At 40.1% G+C, this 17,625-nt stretch carries 10 protein-coding genes and 1 tRNA gene; 5 read left to right on the top strand and 6 right to left on the bottom strand.

Translation table 11 applies throughout. The features are described from left to right. Positions 1–30: 30 nt before the first annotated feature. From B3600_RS03365 to B3600_RS03345, 5 genes are all read right to left on the bottom strand, one after another. Positions 31–2,409, bottom strand: a complete 2,379-nt coding sequence (locus B3600_RS03365; RefSeq protein WP_286752069.1) for a hypothetical protein — start codon at positions 2,407–2,409, stop codon at positions 31–33. Positions 2,410–2,456: 47 nt separating this feature from the next. Continuing rightward, the gene (locus tag B3600_RS03360) at positions 2,457–3,329 is read right to left on the bottom strand and encodes an SH3 domain-containing protein (protein ID WP_286752068.1); all 873 of its coding nucleotides are present in this window, start codon (positions 3,327–3,329) and stop codon (positions 2,457–2,459) included. 232 nt (positions 3,330–3,561) lie between these two features. After that, complete coding sequence (locus B3600_RS03355) at positions 3,562–4,449, bottom strand: MBL fold metallo-hydrolase (RefSeq protein ID WP_286752067.1); 888 nt, start codon at positions 4,447–4,449, stop codon at positions 3,562–3,564. A 561-nt stretch (positions 4,450–5,010) separates the two neighbouring features. Next, positions 5,011–5,097: transfer RNA gene (locus tag B3600_RS03350), tRNA-Ser, on the bottom strand. 127 nt (positions 5,098–5,224) lie between these two features. After that, entirely contained in the window at positions 5,225–7,342 is a 2,118-nt protein-coding gene (locus B3600_RS03345) for an HD family phosphohydrolase (protein WP_046672874.1), read from the bottom strand. Between the two features lie 151 nt (positions 7,343–7,493). On the opposite strand from B3600_RS03345, the gene rpe reads away from it, so the two are divergent. From rpe to B3600_RS03325, 4 genes are all read left to right on the top strand, one after another. Continuing rightward, positions 7,494–8,174 (top strand): ribulose-phosphate 3-epimerase, encoded by a 681-nt coding sequence (rpe, locus tag B3600_RS03340; protein ID WP_046672873.1) that lies wholly within the window; start codon positions 7,494–7,496, stop codon positions 8,172–8,174. A 358-nt stretch (positions 8,175–8,532) separates the two neighbouring features. Beyond that, entirely contained in the window at positions 8,533–11,295 is a 2,763-nt protein-coding gene (locus B3600_RS03335) for a bifunctional aconitate hydratase 2/2-methylisocitrate dehydratase (protein WP_286752066.1), read from the top strand. A 49-nt stretch (positions 11,296–11,344) separates the two neighbouring features. Further along, positions 11,345–13,609 (top strand): aconitate hydratase, encoded by a 2,265-nt coding sequence (locus B3600_RS03330; protein WP_046672871.1) that lies wholly within the window; start codon positions 11,345–11,347, stop codon positions 13,607–13,609. A gap of 253 nt (positions 13,610–13,862) precedes the next feature. Continuing rightward, entirely contained in the window at positions 13,863–14,735 is an 873-nt protein-coding gene (locus B3600_RS03325; protein ID WP_286752065.1) for a hypothetical protein, read from the top strand. Positions 14,736–14,824: 89 nt separating this feature from the next. Here B3600_RS03325 and B3600_RS03320 read toward each other — a convergent pair whose 3' ends face one another. Then, positions 14,825–15,661: an MBL fold metallo-hydrolase gene (locus B3600_RS03320; RefSeq protein ID WP_112376373.1), complete on the bottom strand. Its 837-nt coding sequence runs from the start codon at positions 15,659–15,661 to the stop codon at positions 14,825–14,827. A gap of 281 nt (positions 15,662–15,942) precedes the next feature. On the opposite strand from B3600_RS03320, the gene pckA reads away from it, so the two are divergent. Next, complete coding sequence (pckA, locus tag B3600_RS03315) at positions 15,943–17,562, top strand: phosphoenolpyruvate carboxykinase (ATP) (protein ID WP_286752064.1); 1,620 nt, start codon at positions 15,943–15,945, stop codon at positions 17,560–17,562. Positions 17,563–17,625: the final 63 nt, after the last annotated feature.

Raw genomic sequence — 17,625 nt, 5'->3', positions numbered from 1 at the left:
ATTCTTTCTTTTTTTAAGCAAAAGAAGTACTTAAAATTTAAAACCAGAGAAGAAGCCTGGCTTTTTCCAGGTACGTTTATATTCATCAGCCAGAGGAGAGTGATCCGAATAGGAAAGCACTTCATCAAGTAAGCTGTGTGCTTTTTTCAGATTCCCAGTTTTATAGTTCACATGTGCTTCTGCCAATTTAACCGATTCGACATCATCGTCATAACCCCAATCGTGTTGGGCATAAATACCGTTGAAAACTTTGACGTATTTATCTACTTCGTTTATAGCTCCGCTTTCGGCCAAAAGTTCAATGCCGAATTTTAACCAAAGAACATAGTCATTAGGCTCCATGATCGATTGGACCCAGTTATCATGCTTTTGGAATGTTTCCTTACCTGCACTAAATTCCATAAGGTAATAATGGCTTTTAATGATGAGATAGAGTGTTTTTGCCTTGTCGAAATTGTCGATAATAAATTCCGGTTTATTTTTAAGATATTGCTGCGCAGCGATGTTCATGGCTTTGTAGTTGCTCTTTTCATTATATAGCTGCATCAACACATATTGAGGCTGGGCCTCGTGTGGATATTGTTTAGCCATTTGTTCGTAATAAGAGATGCGTTGCGCTAAATTATCCTGTTCGGTTATCTGATAGATAATATGCTCGATCCCATTCTTTGACGCTTCAAAGTCACGGTAGTGATATTCGTCTAAATTGGGATGATCAATATAGAATTTGTAAATAAACTCCAGAAGCTGTTGCGCCCGGGATTGAATGTCCGCTGTACGACCCAGTTGATATTCGACGTCGATTTGATGCATAAGCATGCGGTAACAAGGAGGAAATATGGCAGACTCCGTTTCTTCGTCCTCTTCGTCTTCTTCCGAAGTAAATTCTTGCTGCGCAAGAGTGGCTTCCAACGAGATCTGATAGGTGTCAAAGTACTGTTGAAGTACTTGCTCGAGACGTACGTAATCTTCCAAGGCTGACAAGGTATCGGCTCGGGTGAAATGAAGTTCTTCAAAGTCGGAATAGCTTAATCCTTCGGTTGCGATAGCGTAACAGGTTTCCAATTCACCGGCTTCTTTATAAGCTAAAGCTAGATTATTGCAATTCATGGCCCTATTGTGACTGCCTCCAAAATAGTCACTTTCGTATTTATTTTGTTCAAAATAGTCCTTGAAGGCGTCGTAGGCTTGACGGTAAAGTCCGAGGACGAGCAATTGTAGTGCAGACTGATCGACTGCGGTTAAGTTGTCCAGGGAGTGAATGAAATCAGATAGCATAACAGCTTCATTGTAACATTCACGGGGAAGGTCATTGAAAGTAGGGACCTGATCGTAAACTGTTCCATTGGCTTTAAAAGTGCATTCAACTAGACGTCGCCAGGATGTTGCGTTCCATTTCCGTTCGCCTACCATAGTCAGATATGGAATAGCAGCAGCATACTGTCCCTCGTCATAGAGATAGGCTGCCGCAAAATGGTAACCGACGTAAGAGTCAGGATAGGCGTCGATCAATTTGAGTGCATGGAGATAATAATAGTCAAGCGGGATTCCGATTTCTTCCGAGTAATTACGCTCAATGATAAGCTGATAGTAGAAGACCTCAGGGTGCTCATACCCCTCGGCAATCAATTCTTCAAATCGAGTATGCCATTTAACCAGCTCCTGATGGATATGCACGGCTGAGTTTTCCCCTTTGATGAGCTTAAGTAAAATCTGCAATGCTAGGTCGATTGCTTTGTTTTCGTAAGCAATTTCAGCAAGATCCACATAATTCATTTCGTTGCTGCTGATGAAATGCTTAAAATCTGCTTCCATTAAAGCTAAAATATTGGATGTGTTGATCTGTTTTGTACGGTCGAGCAGATATATTTTCTTTATCCAAAAGAGGGAAAAATTATGATCAGAGGTTTCTCGTTCATCCTTGAATGTTTCTTTAACGAAATCAATACTCGCCTCCAAAGCTGGGAGCAAAGCTGTATCATCCTGGAGTCCTTCGTAGATATTGGTTAAATAGTTGTGACCATATCCGGACATATTTGGGGAAGCGATTAATTTTTTTGCATATTCGATAAATAAACCTTTATTGTCTTCGGTAATATGGGATTTTGGTCGACCAATTTGCGCTAGTGTTGCTTGATTGTCTAAAACATAATTCAGTATATGATATAGAGTCGTTTCATTATTAGGTTCGATGGCCAATGCTTTTTGAAAATAGGGAATCATTTTTTCCTGAATCACATCGAAAATAGCTTCGTGGCCCTCATAAAATAGCTGATCGTGGTAGGCGATGGCGAGGTGTGTCCAAAGCGTCACATCTTGATCGTTTTGTCGTAGTTGATTTTCTCCTTCAATAATAAAGAGGTCTAGTTGTCCGCTGTAGAACAAATCATATATATTCTTTTCTTCCATTTATTAATTCTTGTATGTATTCAGTATATTGAAATCTGTTTAAAATACTATTTAGCTTTCGAAAGCTTTTCAAAGCCAATGCCGTTCCATAGAAATTCTTCACTCTTTTTTGTGACCCTAAAATTTGGATTTTCCGCATTATCGTCGATAACTTCTCCCTCTTCAATGTATTTATAGATAATCTGATTATTTTTTCCGTGTTCGGAAGGGAAAAGAATCTTTTCATCGTAATAGAACACACCAGCATCACTAACCGAATATCGGCTAGGAAGATCAACCAGCTGCCGTCCCGTCCAGGCCACATAGTTATATTCAGAGGGTATGCCACAAGCTTCGCCCAGAAATTCGATGCGAATAATGTGTTTGACATTTTGCAGCCCCATTGCTGGCAGCAATTTACTTTGGGAGAAGGTTTGTTCTGAATAGGCGAAAGGGAAGGTGTGTTCAGCTAGAAAATTTCCATTTGCGTCGATAAGTTTTACCCCGGTTGAGAAATGATCCTGTTCCTGTTCGTTGATACCTTTGGTGAAACGTTCAAAACCGTAAATATATTGCGAGCCGTCTGATGCGGTCTGTTTTCCGAGCGCTAATAGTCCAAGCCAAATAAATCCATTCTTTTTGCTGTTACCGTCGGAATAACTTATCTCATACCAAGGAGCATAAAAATTTTTTAGTGTATTTCCTTTGATGGGATTATTATTGATCGTAACGACATTTCCGACGGATAAAGAATCTACGATTGCTGCCTTTAGACTGGGTTGAGCACGGACGTAAGCTTTGGCTGCAAAAACAGTTGCTGACTGGCCTTTCTGTATGTTCCATACGTTGAAATTATCGTCAAACTTTAAATTTTCCTGCGCTTTTAAGCAAAGTGGTCCGATGCTTAAAATAATAAAATAGCATCCAATTAACTTTTTCATTTTTCACTCTTCTTTCCTACAAAAATAGCTGAATTGGCCCATACCCCTTATCACTGGTTTCAGGTATTTTTTTGTATAGTGCCAGAAACGATATTTTATAATCCTTGAGAATGTCATTTGCTACAAAAAATTGGATATGATGAAAACAAAAATTATGAAAGAGAGCATTTTGAATATTTTCAGGAATTGAAGGAGATTATTTGTCTGCTGTGTGTCTTTTGGAAAAGAGATTTTAGTTAATGCTGTTTTTAGGAATCCACTCCAATTCTTTACCGTTGTTTTTTCTACCAATGAAGCCTATCCCCGGCCAAGGCATATGAGATGCGAGCACAAGTGTCTGTTCTTGATAACAGCGATCAAGTATTTTTATCCGTGTATCCACAGCACGATCGAAGTCAATATCCCATTGAGTTCCCCAATGAGGCTGGGAAACTAGGATCGGTGAATGTATCAGATCAACAAGATTTGTAATTGCTCTATTGTCGGATTTTATTGTATAGATGATATGTCCTGGGGTATGCCCAGCTGCTGATTCTGTATGAATGCAGGAAAATAGTTGATCGCCCGGTTCAAATAGCTGTAATTTGACCTCAATAGCAACGAGTGTTTTTCGTATTAAATCGATGCTAGCTTGAGCAATTTCTGGATTTTCGCTCTTCGAAAAATCAGGACGATCTGACATCCAGAACTCAAATTCGGGTTTAGCCATGTAGTATGTTGCGTTTGGATAATTGGGTGAACCATCGGAATCCAATATGCCACCGATATGGTCGCGATGTGCGTGCGTAATGAGAATATCTGTTATCTTATTACAGTCAATATTCGCTAAAAGCAGACTTTCCATTAAATTTCCGGCTTTGTCGGTGTCATAATGTCCCTCACCAGTATCAATGAGTATGTATCGATTCTGTTGTTTAATCAGCATGATGATGATGGGTGCTTGGTAGATCTTTGTTGAAAGTGAAAGCCTTTGCAGTTCCATTTCGACTAGTTGAGACTGTATTTTTGGGGCAAGGGTAGGCTGTAATGTTTCTAGTGTAAAATAACCATCTGTCAGGAGTACAAGTTCGAGCGTACCGAAGGGAATTTGTAGATGACCTGTTCTTTTAAGCTGTTTCATATTGCCAAAGTTGGACAAATTGCTTTTAACAATCTAATAGCGTTATGAAAATCAAACACAATGTAATAAATTGATAAAATATTTGCAATACTTATTGGGGCCTAAAGACTGTACAACGATGTTCAGGAATGTAACTTGCCTTTTGTTCGTACCTGCTTCGTACCTTATTCGGATGCGATACAGATATTGTACAAATGCTGACCTGATTCCGACCAGACTCTGTACAGGAATTATCTGGTCGGAATTAGGTCAATAATGGTCGCCAGATTGTTCATCTCCGAAGGTGGTACGAACACAATACGAACACAACCCGAGGACGTCAGCCCTAATTGGCTTGAGAATTTAAAACATTTTTTTCAATTGTTTTAAAAATTGTACGGATTACGATGGACTATGTGAAGAGTAGGATTCGATAGCTAAATTTTATAGGTGTTCTTGAACTGTCTTGTTCTCATGAACCGCTTTCTGCTGGATTTTAAACAAGGTGCTGTTTTTGGTGCTGTCTTTCACCAGAAACAAAAAAAAAGCGCTTTCTGATTTCTCTGAAAGCGCTGTTGTCTGCGGAAGAGGCGGGATTCGAACCCGCGGTACCGTTTCCAGTACGACAGTTTAGCAAACTGTTCCTTTCGGCCACTCAGGCACCCTTCCTCGTTTTGACATTGCAAACATAAGGCAATTATTTGATTCTGCAAAGTCTAAATAATAAAAAAAATGCAAAAAAAATGTAACGTTGCAATAAGCGTTTGAAATTCAATTTGTTGTTTGACAATTAAAATTACATTGTTTTTTTGCTTAAATCGTAATCTACCCGAACATGGTAGATGCTTTTGAGCATTGCCTTAAAAATAACTGCCGATTCGGTGATATCTTTTAGCGTAATGTTACTATTATTGAACTGTCCCCGCATCAATTTATGTTCAATAATCTTATCGACAAGATTATTGATAGACTCTTCCGATGGTTCTTTTAACGCACGGGATGCGGCTTCGACCGAATCTGCCATCATGAGTACGGCTGTTTCCTTTGAAAAAGGAATAGGGCCGGGGTAGGTAAATAAAGACTCATCCACCAGTTTGTCGGGATTGTTCTTGACAAAAACGTTATAAAAATAGTCAACACGCGTCGTTCCGTGGTGTGTGCGGATAAAATCAAGGATCACGTCGGGCAATTGATGTTTTTTGGCAATATCGACCCCTTTGATGACATGTGATATAATAATCTGCGCACTTTGTTCCGGTGAAAGCTCGTCATGCGGATTTTTTTCTGTCTTCTGATTCTCGATGAAAAATTGAGGGTTTGTCAATTTTCCGATATCGTGGTATAGGGCTCCGGCGCGGACCAACAGTGGATTCCCGCCGATTTTGTAGATAGCGGCTTCCGCTAGATTAGCCACCTGTAGGGAGTGCTGAAAGGTTCCCGGAGCTTTAAAAGAAAGTTCCCGCAATAATTTGGAATTACTATTGGTAAGTTCCATGAGTGTGAGATCAGAGACAATGCCAAACAACTTTTCGAATGCATAGATCATCGGATAAGCCAATAAGGTGATCATGACGCTTACGAAAAAGGGAAGAAGGTCAGACCAGTAAATGGTGTCTATTGATCCGTTTCTTGTGACGACCAAGCCGATATAAGCAATCCAATAGGTGCCGAGGATGATAGCCGAGGAAATGAACAGCTGCTCCCGTTTGACCAATGTTTTAATACTATAGATCGCAACGATGCCCGCCATAAATTGCAGGAAGACAAACTCAAAACTATTTGGTACAAAAAGACCCGCCAGCAGCACCATCAACAGATGGATATTTAGCGCCACACGCGTATCAAATAGAATACGAATAATAATGGGGACGGCACAAAACGGCATATAATAGAGATTCGGTATCTTGATTTTAATGGCCCAGGATAGGACGCCGAGCATACCTATAATGACAATCATGATAATGACCAGCAATCTGTTGTTGAAATAGATGTCCTTACGGAAAAGAAAAAGGAAAACCATTAGAATTGAAAGGGCGAGCGAGATGATTAGAAATTGCCCTAATGTCACATAATTTTGATTACCACTGATCTTGCCTTCATCTTCGTATACCTTCCGGAGCGATTCGAGTTTCTGGTAAGTTTCATTGGAAATTATTTTTTCTTTTTCGGCGATCAGTTCGCCTTTTTGGACTACACCTCGTGTCGCTGAAATATTAGCAATGGCATTCTGTTCCAAGGCCTCCGTCTGCTGGTCGTTATAAATATAGTTAATGGTAATATAGTTTTTTAAAGTCTCCTCGAGCCAGCTCTTTTGTTTTATTTTGGTCAATTTGGGCATGATCTCATCCATGTAACCATAGGAGCTTTCGATGGTGTAACAGTCGGCCGTGTTTTTTTGACTGGCAACTTTATCCTGGATCAGTGTGAAATTATAATGCTTGGAAGCTGGAGATTTGTCATTGCTGCGGTTCTGAAACCGATTGTTCAATGAAAGGATGCCTTTACCATAGAGATGGCTTAAGATGGCATTGCCGGCATTTCTATAATCCGCAATATTCTCATGTGTTGTATCCAGCTTGCTGCTTTGCCATTTTTCGGCCAAATCGGTATTGAACTGATCAATTTGCTCTTTGCTTGTCGTCGTATTGGCATTATAAATCGGTTGAATCGTGTTCAAGATACTTTTCTTGTCCGCATTCAATTCTTCCTGCGTTTTTAATATGGCAAAATTATAAGGTGATATCAGATTCTCATGATTCCATACTTTTCCCTTTTGGAATTCATAGCGAAAACGAGGCTGTTTGGGAAGGAATATACAGATCAGAATAATAGTGATAAGTATTAATCCAATTTTTCGGACGAGGTTCTCCGTTGTATTTAATTCTCTTTTGTACTTTATTTTTAGTCTTCCCACTGTGAGCTATATTTTTAATATAATGTTAATATACAAATGTAGTTATAATTTATTTTCTGCAGCTTCTGCCAATTGTCGTTTGTAGGTATTAAATCGGGTAAATGCTGTGATGAACAAAAAATACTTGTTATCTTTGCAAAAAAAATACAACATGTCAACAAAATCACATCTAATTGCACCATCCGTTCTTGCTGCAGACTTTGCAAAATTATACGATGATATTATCATGGTAAACAACAGTGAGGCAGATTGGTTTCATATTGATATTATGGACGGGGTTTTCGTTCCAAATATCTCTTTTGGATTTCCAGTTATGCAGGCTATTGCAAAACATGCTGCTAAACCTTTGGATGTACATTTGATGATTGTTGACCCCGATCGTTATCTGCAAGTATGTAAAGATTCGGGTGCTGAGATCATTACAGTGCACTACGAAGCATGTACACATTTGCATCGTACAATAGCTGCTATAAAAGAATTGGGATGTAAAGCTGGTGTCGCATTGAATCCACATACACCGGTTGCTCTATTAAAAGATGTTCTTGCAGATTTAGACCTGGTGTGTATCATGTCTGTTAATCCAGGGTTCGGTGGTCAGAAATTTATTCCGAATACCTACGCCAAGGTGCAGGAACTAAGGGCGATGGCACAGGGCGTGAATGATGGACTGCTGATTGAAATCGATGGGGGAGTAACGACTGCGAATGCAGCACAGTTATTGAAAGCGGGAGCAGATGTGCTGGTGGCAGGTTCATTTGTCTTCAACGCGACAGATCCTTTGGAAACTGTGAAAGCATTAAAAGACATTGATATAACTGTAGAAAGTATATAAAAGGAAAAGGTGATTTGATAATATAAATCACCTTTTTTTTTGAAAGAAATAAATGCAAACTAGTGGATTGCAAAGAAAGATGGCGGGATTGCATAAGTTCTGTTTAGAACAATTCCAAATTGATTTAAATAAATGGAATGCATGCGTTTAAAGTTGGATTTTCACTATTTTTGTAATTAGTCATACAAGTTGATTTACGACAAATGAATCAACTTCAAAACATGAAGTGGAAGGGTTAATTTGTGATTTGTTAGGGGGACCCGATAGATGGCGTATTAGCTTAATTATATAACAGACATGGTGGCGTAGAAAGATAATGTGTTTTTATGCTGCCCATAAAATAGAAAGATAGATATCTATGAGTATTTACAACGATTACGTACAAGAGGTTGTAGAACGAGAAGGCCAAGGATTACATCCTAAGCCTATTGATGGAGCAGAATTACTAAGTGAGGTAATTGCTCAGATTAAAGATTTAAACAATGAAAATAGAGCTGAATCTTTAAGATTGTTTATTTACAACACGTTGCCGGGTACTACGCCTGCAGCGGGTGTTAAAGCACAATTTCTGAAGGAAATTATTTTGGGTCAATCAGTTGTTGCTGAAATTACACCTGATTTTGCTTTTGAATTGTTGTCACATATGAAGGGTGGTCCTTCGATCAGGGTCTTATTGGACCTGGCTTTGGGCACAGACCTAGCTATTGCAAAACAGGCGGCTGAGGTTCTTAAAACACAAGTTTTCTTATACGACGCAGATACTGCTCGTTTGAAAGAAGCTTTTGAGCAAGGCAATGAAGTTGCGAAAGATATTTTAGAAAGCTATGCAAAAGCAGAGTTTTTTACGAAACTGCCTGAGGTTGCTGAGGAAATTCAAGTGGTTACTTTTATCGCTGGTGAAGGTGATATCTCGACAGATTTATTGTCGCCAGGTAACCAGGCACACTCGCGTTCAGATCGTGAATTACATGGAAAATGTATGATCACACCTGAAGCACAGCAACAGATCGTTGAATTACAGGCACAACACCCTGGTAAAAGCGTTATGTTAATTGCTGAGAAAGGAACAATGGGAGTGGGGTCATCTCGTATGTCGGGTGTAAACAACGTTGCACTATGGACCGGTAAACAAGCGAGCCCTTACGTTCCTTTTGTCAACATTGCACCAATTGTTGGTGGTACGAATGGTATCTCACCAATTTTCTTGACAACAGTGGACGTAACCGGAGGTATCGGTATAGACCTTAAAAACTGGGTGAAGAAAGTGGATGAAAATGGTAACGTAATCCGTAATGAGAAAAACGAGCCAATTCTTGAAGAAGCTTATTCTGTTGCTACAGGTACTGTCTTAACAATTAATACCAAGACTAAAAAATTATATAACGGCGAGCAGGAGCTAATCGATATTTCGAAAGCTTTGACTCCTCAAAAAATGGAATTTATTAAAGCAGGTGGTTCTTATGCTATTGTCTTTGGTAAAAAGATCCAAACTTTTGCAGCGGAAACTTTAGGTATTCAAGCGCCAGCAGTATTTGCCCCTTCAAAAGAAATTACAATTGAAGGCCAGGGTCTAACGGCAGTGGAGAAAATCTTCAATAAAAATGCGGTAGGTGTAACGCCAGGTAAGGTATTACATGCTGGTTCTGACGTGCGTGTGAAGGTGAATATCGTTGGCTCGCAAGATACGACAGGTTTGATGACTGCGCAGGAATTAGAAGCGATGGCTGCTACAGTAATTTCGCCTACGGTAGATGGGGCTTATCAATCAGGTTGTCATACTGCATCGGTATGGGATAAAAAAGCACAAGCTAATATTCCTAAATTGATGAAATTTATGAATGATTTTGGATTGATCACTGCACGCGACCCTCAAGGGGTGTACCATTCGATGACGGACGTTATTCATAAGGTATTAAATGATATTACCATCGATGAGTGGGCAATCATTATCGGAGGTGATTCACATACCCGTATGTCTAAAGGTGTTGCTTTTGGTGCTGACTCCGGTACGGTGGCGCTAGCTTTAGCGACAGGTGAAGCTTCTATGCCAATCCCTGAATCGGTCAAAGTTACGTTTAAAGGCAGTATGAAAGAACACATGGATTTCCGTGATGTGGTTCATGCGACACAAGCGCAGATGTTGCAACAGTTTGCCGGTGAAAATGTGTTCCAAGGTCGAATTATTGAGGTTCATATCGGTACGCTTTTAGCGGATCAGGCATTTACTTTTACAGACTGGACTGCAGAAATGAAAGCGAAAGCTTCTATTTGTATTTCACAGGATAATACGCTGATCGAATCATTGGAAATCGCTAAAAACCGTATCCAGATTATGATCGATAAAGGCATGGAAAACAAAAACAATGTTTTGCAGGGCTTAATTGACAAAGCGAACAAACGTATTGAGGAAATTAAATCTGGTACTAAGCCTGCTTTAACTCCAGACACCAATGCGAAGTATTACGCTGAAGTTGTTATTGATCTGGATATTATCGAAGAACCGATGATCGCCGACCCGGATGTGAATAATGCAGATGTTTCGAAACGTTATACACACGATACAATTCGCGATCTTTCTTACTACGGTGGAAACAAAAAGGTGGACTTAGGTTTCGTCGGTTCTTGTATGGTTCACAAAGACGATTTGAAGATCGTATCGAAGATGTTGAAAAATATTGAACAGCAAAAAGGTGTTGTTACGTTTGAAGCGCCTTTGGTCGTTGCAGCGCCAACATACAATATCATTGATGAGCTAAAAGCGGAAGGCGATTGGGAATTCTTACAAAAGTACTCTGGATTTGAATTTAGCGATGCTTTACCAAAAAGTACTGCGCGTACTGAATACGAGAATATTATGTATTTGGAGCGTCCTGGTTGTAACCTTTGTATGGGTAACCAGGAGAAAGCAGCTAAAGGTGACACGGTAATGGCTACGTCAACCCGTTTATTCCAAGGACGTGTCGTTGAAGACAGAGATGGTAAAAAAGGGGAGTCTTTATTAGCATCAACTCCGGTTGTTGTTCTTTCAGCGATTTTGGGCCGGATTCCGAATATTGAAGAATATAAAGCTGCTGTGGAAGGCATTAACTTAACGAAGTTTGCGCCTATTCCAACAAAATAATTAGTGATAGGGTTTAGTAACTTAATTAAACAACATAAATTAGAGAGATATGGCTTTTGATATAGATATGATTAAAAAGGTTTATAGCCAATATGATGAGCGCATTTCTGCTGCTCGTCAGGTGGTTAACAAACCTTTGACTTTATCTGAGAAAATTTTGTATGCCCACCTTTGGGATGGCAATGCTACTGAGGATTACAAACGTGGCGTTTCTTACGTTGACTTTGCTCCAGATCGCGTTGCTATGCAGGATGCAACTGCACAGATGGCATTATTGCAATTTATGCAAGCTGGGCGTCCAAAGGTAGCGGTTCCTTCTACTGTACACTGTGATCACCTGATTCAGGCGAAAGAGGGTGCGGATAAAGATTTGGCTCGTGCTAAAAGCGAAAGTTCTGAAGTATTCAACTTTTTGAGTTCTGTATCCAATAAATATGGTATCGGTTTTTGGAAACCCGGAGCTGGTATTATTCACCAAGTCGTTTTGGAAAACTATGCGTTTCCAGGCGGTATGATGATCGGTACAGACTCGCATACGGTGAATGCCGGTGGTTTAGGTATGGTTGCGATCGGTGTGGGTGGTGCTGATGCGTGTGATGTGATGGCAGGTTTACCTTGGGAACTTAAATTCCCGAAACTGATCGGTGTAAAATTAACGGGTAAGTTGAGTGGATGGGCGGCAGCAAAAGATGTGATCCTCAAAGTCGCGGGTATTTTGACTGTAAAGGGTGGAACTGGTGCCATTGTCGAGTATTTTGGCGAAGGTGCGGAGTCGCTATCGTGTACAGGTAAGGGAACCATCTGTAACATGGGTGCTGAAATTGGTGCAACAACCTCAACTTTCGGTTATGACGAATCGATGGAACGTTATCTGCGCGCTACGGGTCGTGCCGAAGTAGCTGATGCGGCCAATGCTATAAAACAGCATTTGACTGCGGATGCTGAGGTCTATGCTGACCCAGAACAATATTTTGATCAGTTAATTGAAATCAATCTGTCTGAATTAGAGCCTTCTCTAAACGGTCCTTTTACGCCAGATTTGTATACTCCGGTTTCACGCATGCGTGAAGAAGCAACGAAAAATGGCTGGCCTCTGCAAGTTGAATGGGGATTGATCGGTTCATGTACAAACTCTTCCTATGAAGACTTGTCACGTGCGGCTTCTATTGCAAGACAGGCTGTTGATAAAGGGCTTATCACAAAAGCTGAATTCGGTATTAATCCAGGGTCAGAGCAAGTGCGTTTTACGGCTGATCGCGATGGTTTGCTGAAAACTTTTGAAGATCTCAATGCGACAATTTTTACAAATGCATGTGGTCCATGTATCGGTATGTGGGATCGTGTAGGGGCCGATAAACAAGAGAAAAATACAATCGTTCACTCTTTCAATCGTAACTTTGCAAAACGTGCAGATGGTAATCCAAATACCTATGCCTTTGTTGCATCGCCAGAATTGGTAGCTGCGATTGCGATTTCTGGTGATTTGGGTTTCAATCCCGTAACTGACACCTTGACAAACAACAAGGGTGAACAAGTGAAGCTGGATCCACCTGTGGGGGATGAGTTGCCAACAAAGGGATTTGCGGTAGATGACCCAGGGTACCAAGCGCCAGCTGCTGATGGTAGTTCGGTGGTGGTTGATGTAGCGCCTACTTCTGATCGTCTTCAATTGTTGGAGCCTTTTGCTCCATGGGAAGGTACAGATTTGAAAGGGTTGAAACTATTGATTAAGGCGAAAGGTAAATGTACTACTGACCATATTTCTATGGCTGGTCCTTGGTTGAAATACCGTGGTCACTTGGATAATATCTCAAATAACATGTTGATTGGCGCCTTGAATTTCTTCAATGAGAAGACTGATAGCGTTAAAAATCAACTTACAGGCGAATATGGTCCTGTTCCTGCAACACAGCGGGACTATAAAGCACACGGTATTGGTTCAATTGTAGTCGGTGATGAAAACTACGGTGAAGGTTCTTCCCGCGAGCATGCTGCGATGGAACCTCGTCATTTAGGTGTTCGTGCTGTTTTAGTTAAGTCTTTTGCCCGTATTCACGAAACAAACCTGAAAAAACAAGGGATGTTGGGATTAACGTTTGCAAACAAAGACGATTATAACAAGATTCAGGAGAATGATACCATTGATATTATCGGTCTGACAGAATTTGCTCCAGGTAAACCATTAACGCTTGTGTTACATCATGCTGATGGTACTTCGGAAGAGATTTTGGCGAATCATACCTACAATGCGCAACAAATCGAGTGGTTTAAAGCCGGTGGAGCTTTGAATATCATCCGCAAAAATCAAGGATAATAATTCTTTAGAAATAAAATGAAAAGCTGCTTTCCCGGAAAGCAGCTTTTTTTTGAAAGTGTCTGATGTTACTCGACAGAAAGAACTTGCTAGTTTGCTTTAACTGCTCTCGGTGCTTGAGAAGTCAAGAAGGTTTGTTTTTTAAATCGAATGACATTTCTGTGATCTTCGTCATATTTTACCAATTTCCACTGTTTTTATTTGCTTATAAAATAGAATGCCGGTACTTTTGCCCAACGTTTTTAGCACCGATATGAGAAAAATATTTTTAACGATTGGAGCACTTGCACTAAGTGTTTCTGCCTTATTTGCCCAAGAAAATCCTGAGATAGGAAAAAGCATTTTCAAACCGAAAAATTTGAGAACAGAGAGTAACAAGGGCAAATTCTTCTTCTTTTGGGGGTACAACTTCTCTTCTTACGCGAAATCAGATATTCATTTTACGGGTCCTAATTATGATTTTATTCTGCATGATGTAAAAGCGGGTGACAGGCCAACTAAATTTGGTTCAACGTATTTTGATCCTAGCAGACTGACTATTCCGCAATTTAATCTGCACTTTGGTTATTATATCAAGGATAATTATTCCATTTCATTGGGATGGGACCATATGAAATATGTGGTCGATATTCCGCAACAGGTGAAAATTTCGGGTTTTATCGGTGAAGAGATTTCTAGCCCTGGTATTCCGACAGGAAATCGCGCTGGTCAATATAACGGTGAATTGATTACTGTAGACTCCGCCATGCTGACATTTGAACACACCGATGGCTATAACTTTGCCTCAGTAGGGCTAGAGCGTTATGACGACATCATCAATAACCGCAAGGGTCAACAGGTATTGACGATGGAATCGGGTGTGGATGTAGGCTTATTGATTCCTCGTTCCGACGTACATCTTTTTGGTGAAGGAGCTAACCATTTTTGGAACATTGCAGGGTATGGCGCTTCGGCAAAAGTTGGTTTGCACTACCGTTTTTATAAAGGACTCTACCTTCAGGGGAATTTCAAAACGGGCTGGACTGATTTAACAAACATTCGTACAACTGGAAGAAGAGGCGTAGATAAAGCCTCTCAACAAATATGGTTTTTTGAAAATTACTGGGCTTTGGGCTTTAGGTTTTAAAATATATTCGATACAAAAAAGGCTACTTTAAAGTAGCCTTTTTTGTATATTCTTTTTATATCCTATTTCATCTTCTATAAACGTCTCAGCTAAATGTCGCTCAGTTTGAAAATATCCTTTACCCGAATACCTTTTTCAGTACGCTGAAGTGTACAGCATTCATGTATCGGATCGTGTTCGAAAAATAAGATGTATTCATTATCGACGATCTCATTCCAATAGCTGTTGCGTTCCTCCATGGTCACGAGAGGTCTAACATCATAGCTCATAACATAAGGAATGGGGATATGTCCCACCGATGGCAATAGATCCGCCATATAGAGGATCGTTTTGCCTTTATACAGTATCTGAGGCAGCATCATCGCTTCTGTATGACCGTGTGCATAACGGATAGCAATATTGCTTCCGAAAGGATTTTGGTGATCTTCGACAAATTTTAATTGCCCACTCTCTTGTATTGGTAAAATGTTCTCTTTTAAGAAAGAAGCTTTTTCGCGTGGATTAGGATCGGTAGCCCAAGACCAATGATCGCTATTGCTCCAAAAATGAGCATTTTTAAAAGCCGGAACGAGTTGTTCACCTTGGCGGGCGATAGCGCCACCACAATGATCGAAATGCAGGTGTGTAAGGATGACATCGGTGATATCACTTCTGTCAAACCCACTATTTTTTAATGATTTATCCAGCGTTGCATCGCCATGAAGATAATAATAGCTGAAGAATTTTTCATTTTGTTTGTCTCCCAATCCTGTATCGACCAGCATTAAACGATTACTGTCCTCGATGAGGAGCAGGCGGTTTCCCCAGGTACACATATTGTTTGAGTCGGCCGGGTTTGTTTTGTTCCAGATACTCTTGGGGACAACGCCAAACATTGCACCGCCATCAAGTTTGAAAAATCCCGTTTCTATGGCATGTAATTTCATTCGCAGATGATATGTCTTTTAATGATCTGTTTTTACCTTATTAATATTTGTAAAGCTTGGAACAATTTACGAAAAATATGTGATATTTTTTGATGGTGATAAATTGATGTGCTAAAAAAATATGCTAAAAAGTTTAATTTTTTTTACCTCTATAAGTTGCTGTTAATGAGTGTTTTGTTTTTGTGTTTTTTGTACAATAAGCTTGATTTTTAGGTAATTAAGTTTTGTTTTTAGCGAAAAATGCCTTTAAATTTGGGCACATTTTAAAACAAACAAAAAATATGAAAAAGGGTAACATTGGAAACGCGCCTGATTTGAAATATTTAAAAATTGATAGTACAAAAAATGTATTTTATCAATTGCCTGTTTCTGAATTGGTCGAACATGCCTTAGCAAATCACGAAGGTCGACTTTCTGATACGGGAGCGCTAGCTGCTGATACAGGGAAATTTACTGGAAGATCGCCAAAAGATCGGTTTCTGGTCGAAGATTCTTTAACTAAAGATAGCGTTTGGTGGGGAGAGATCAATCAACGAATGTCTCCGGCTAATTTCGAAGCACTACTCTCGAAAGTAGCGGCTCACTTAAGTGATCAAATCATCTATGTAAGAGATTGTGCTGCAGGGGCTGATCCAGCTTATCAAATAGATTTACGTGTTATTACGGAAACAGCTTATCAAAGTATATTTGCCAATAACCTGTTTCTACGGCCGGAGCCAAATCCAGATGCCCAGCCAGCCTGGTCGATTTTAGCCGCCCCGACGCTGCTTATCGATGAGCCGCATCAATATGGCATTATCAACGAAAATTTTGTCGCGATTGACTTTACAAAAAAGATAGTACTGATTGCAGGGACCGGTTACACGGGGGAGATTAAAAAGAGCATTTTTTCAATATTGAACTTTATTTTGCCATTCCAGCATAATGTGCTTTCTATGCACTGCTCGGCGAACACTTCGAAGGAAGGGGAGACAGCGTTATTTTTCGGACTTTCAGGTACAGGGAAAACGACCCTGTCGGCTGATAGAAACAGAAAGTTGATTGGTGATGATGAGCATGGATGGAGCGAAAGGGGAATATTCAATTTCGAAGGCGGCTGCTACGCCAAATGTGTAGGGTTGTCAGAAGACAAAGAACCTGAGATCTTTCACGCAATTCGTTTTGGGGCTCTCCTTGAAAATGTTGTGTTGGATGAATTTGATCGACCTGACTATAACGATATTAGCAAGACAGAGAATACGAGGGTATCCTATCCCATCGATTTTATGGAAAATGCCGAAATAAATGGAATTGGCAATGAACCAGAAAATATTTTTTTCCTTACAGCAGATGCTTTTGGAGTACTTCCTCCCATTTCATTGTTGACCACCGATCAGGCGGTATATCATTTTGTCAGTGGTTATACAGCAAAGGTTGCCGGTACAGAGGTCGGGATAAAGGAGCCTACAGCAGCATTTTCAACCTGTTTTGGACAGGCATTTTTACCGCTCCATCCTTCAAAATATGCGGCCTTGCTGCGTTCGAAACTAGAGCAAAATTGTAACATCAAAGTTTGGCTAGTGAATACAGGCTGGATTGCTGGTCCTTACGGAATAGGTAGACGTATTAAGCTGAATTATACACGATCGCTAATTCGCGCGGCCATGGACGGTTCACTACTGGAATCTCAGTTTAATAAGCATGATATTTTTGGATTGGAATATCCAACGAGCTGTGGAGAGCATGTTCCTGCACAAATTTTAGATGCACGCGGTTTATGGAACAATGATGAGGCTTATGACATGCAAGCAAAACGCTTGGCGAAGCTGTTCATTTCGAATTTTGAAAAATTCAATAATGAAATGCCGGACTCCGTGCTGGCCGCAGGACCTAAAATAGAAACTACGATACTTGTATCTTAATTCGTTTTAATATTATAAAAAAACAGGAGGTAATACTTTTCCTCCTGTTTTTTTATAATGATA

Source organism: Sphingobacterium sp. UBA2480 (assembly GCF_002341965.1).
GTDB lineage: Bacteria > Bacteroidota > Bacteroidia > Sphingobacteriales > Sphingobacteriaceae > Sphingobacterium > Sphingobacterium multivorum.
This window is presented reverse-complemented; position numbering and strand designations above follow the sequence as displayed.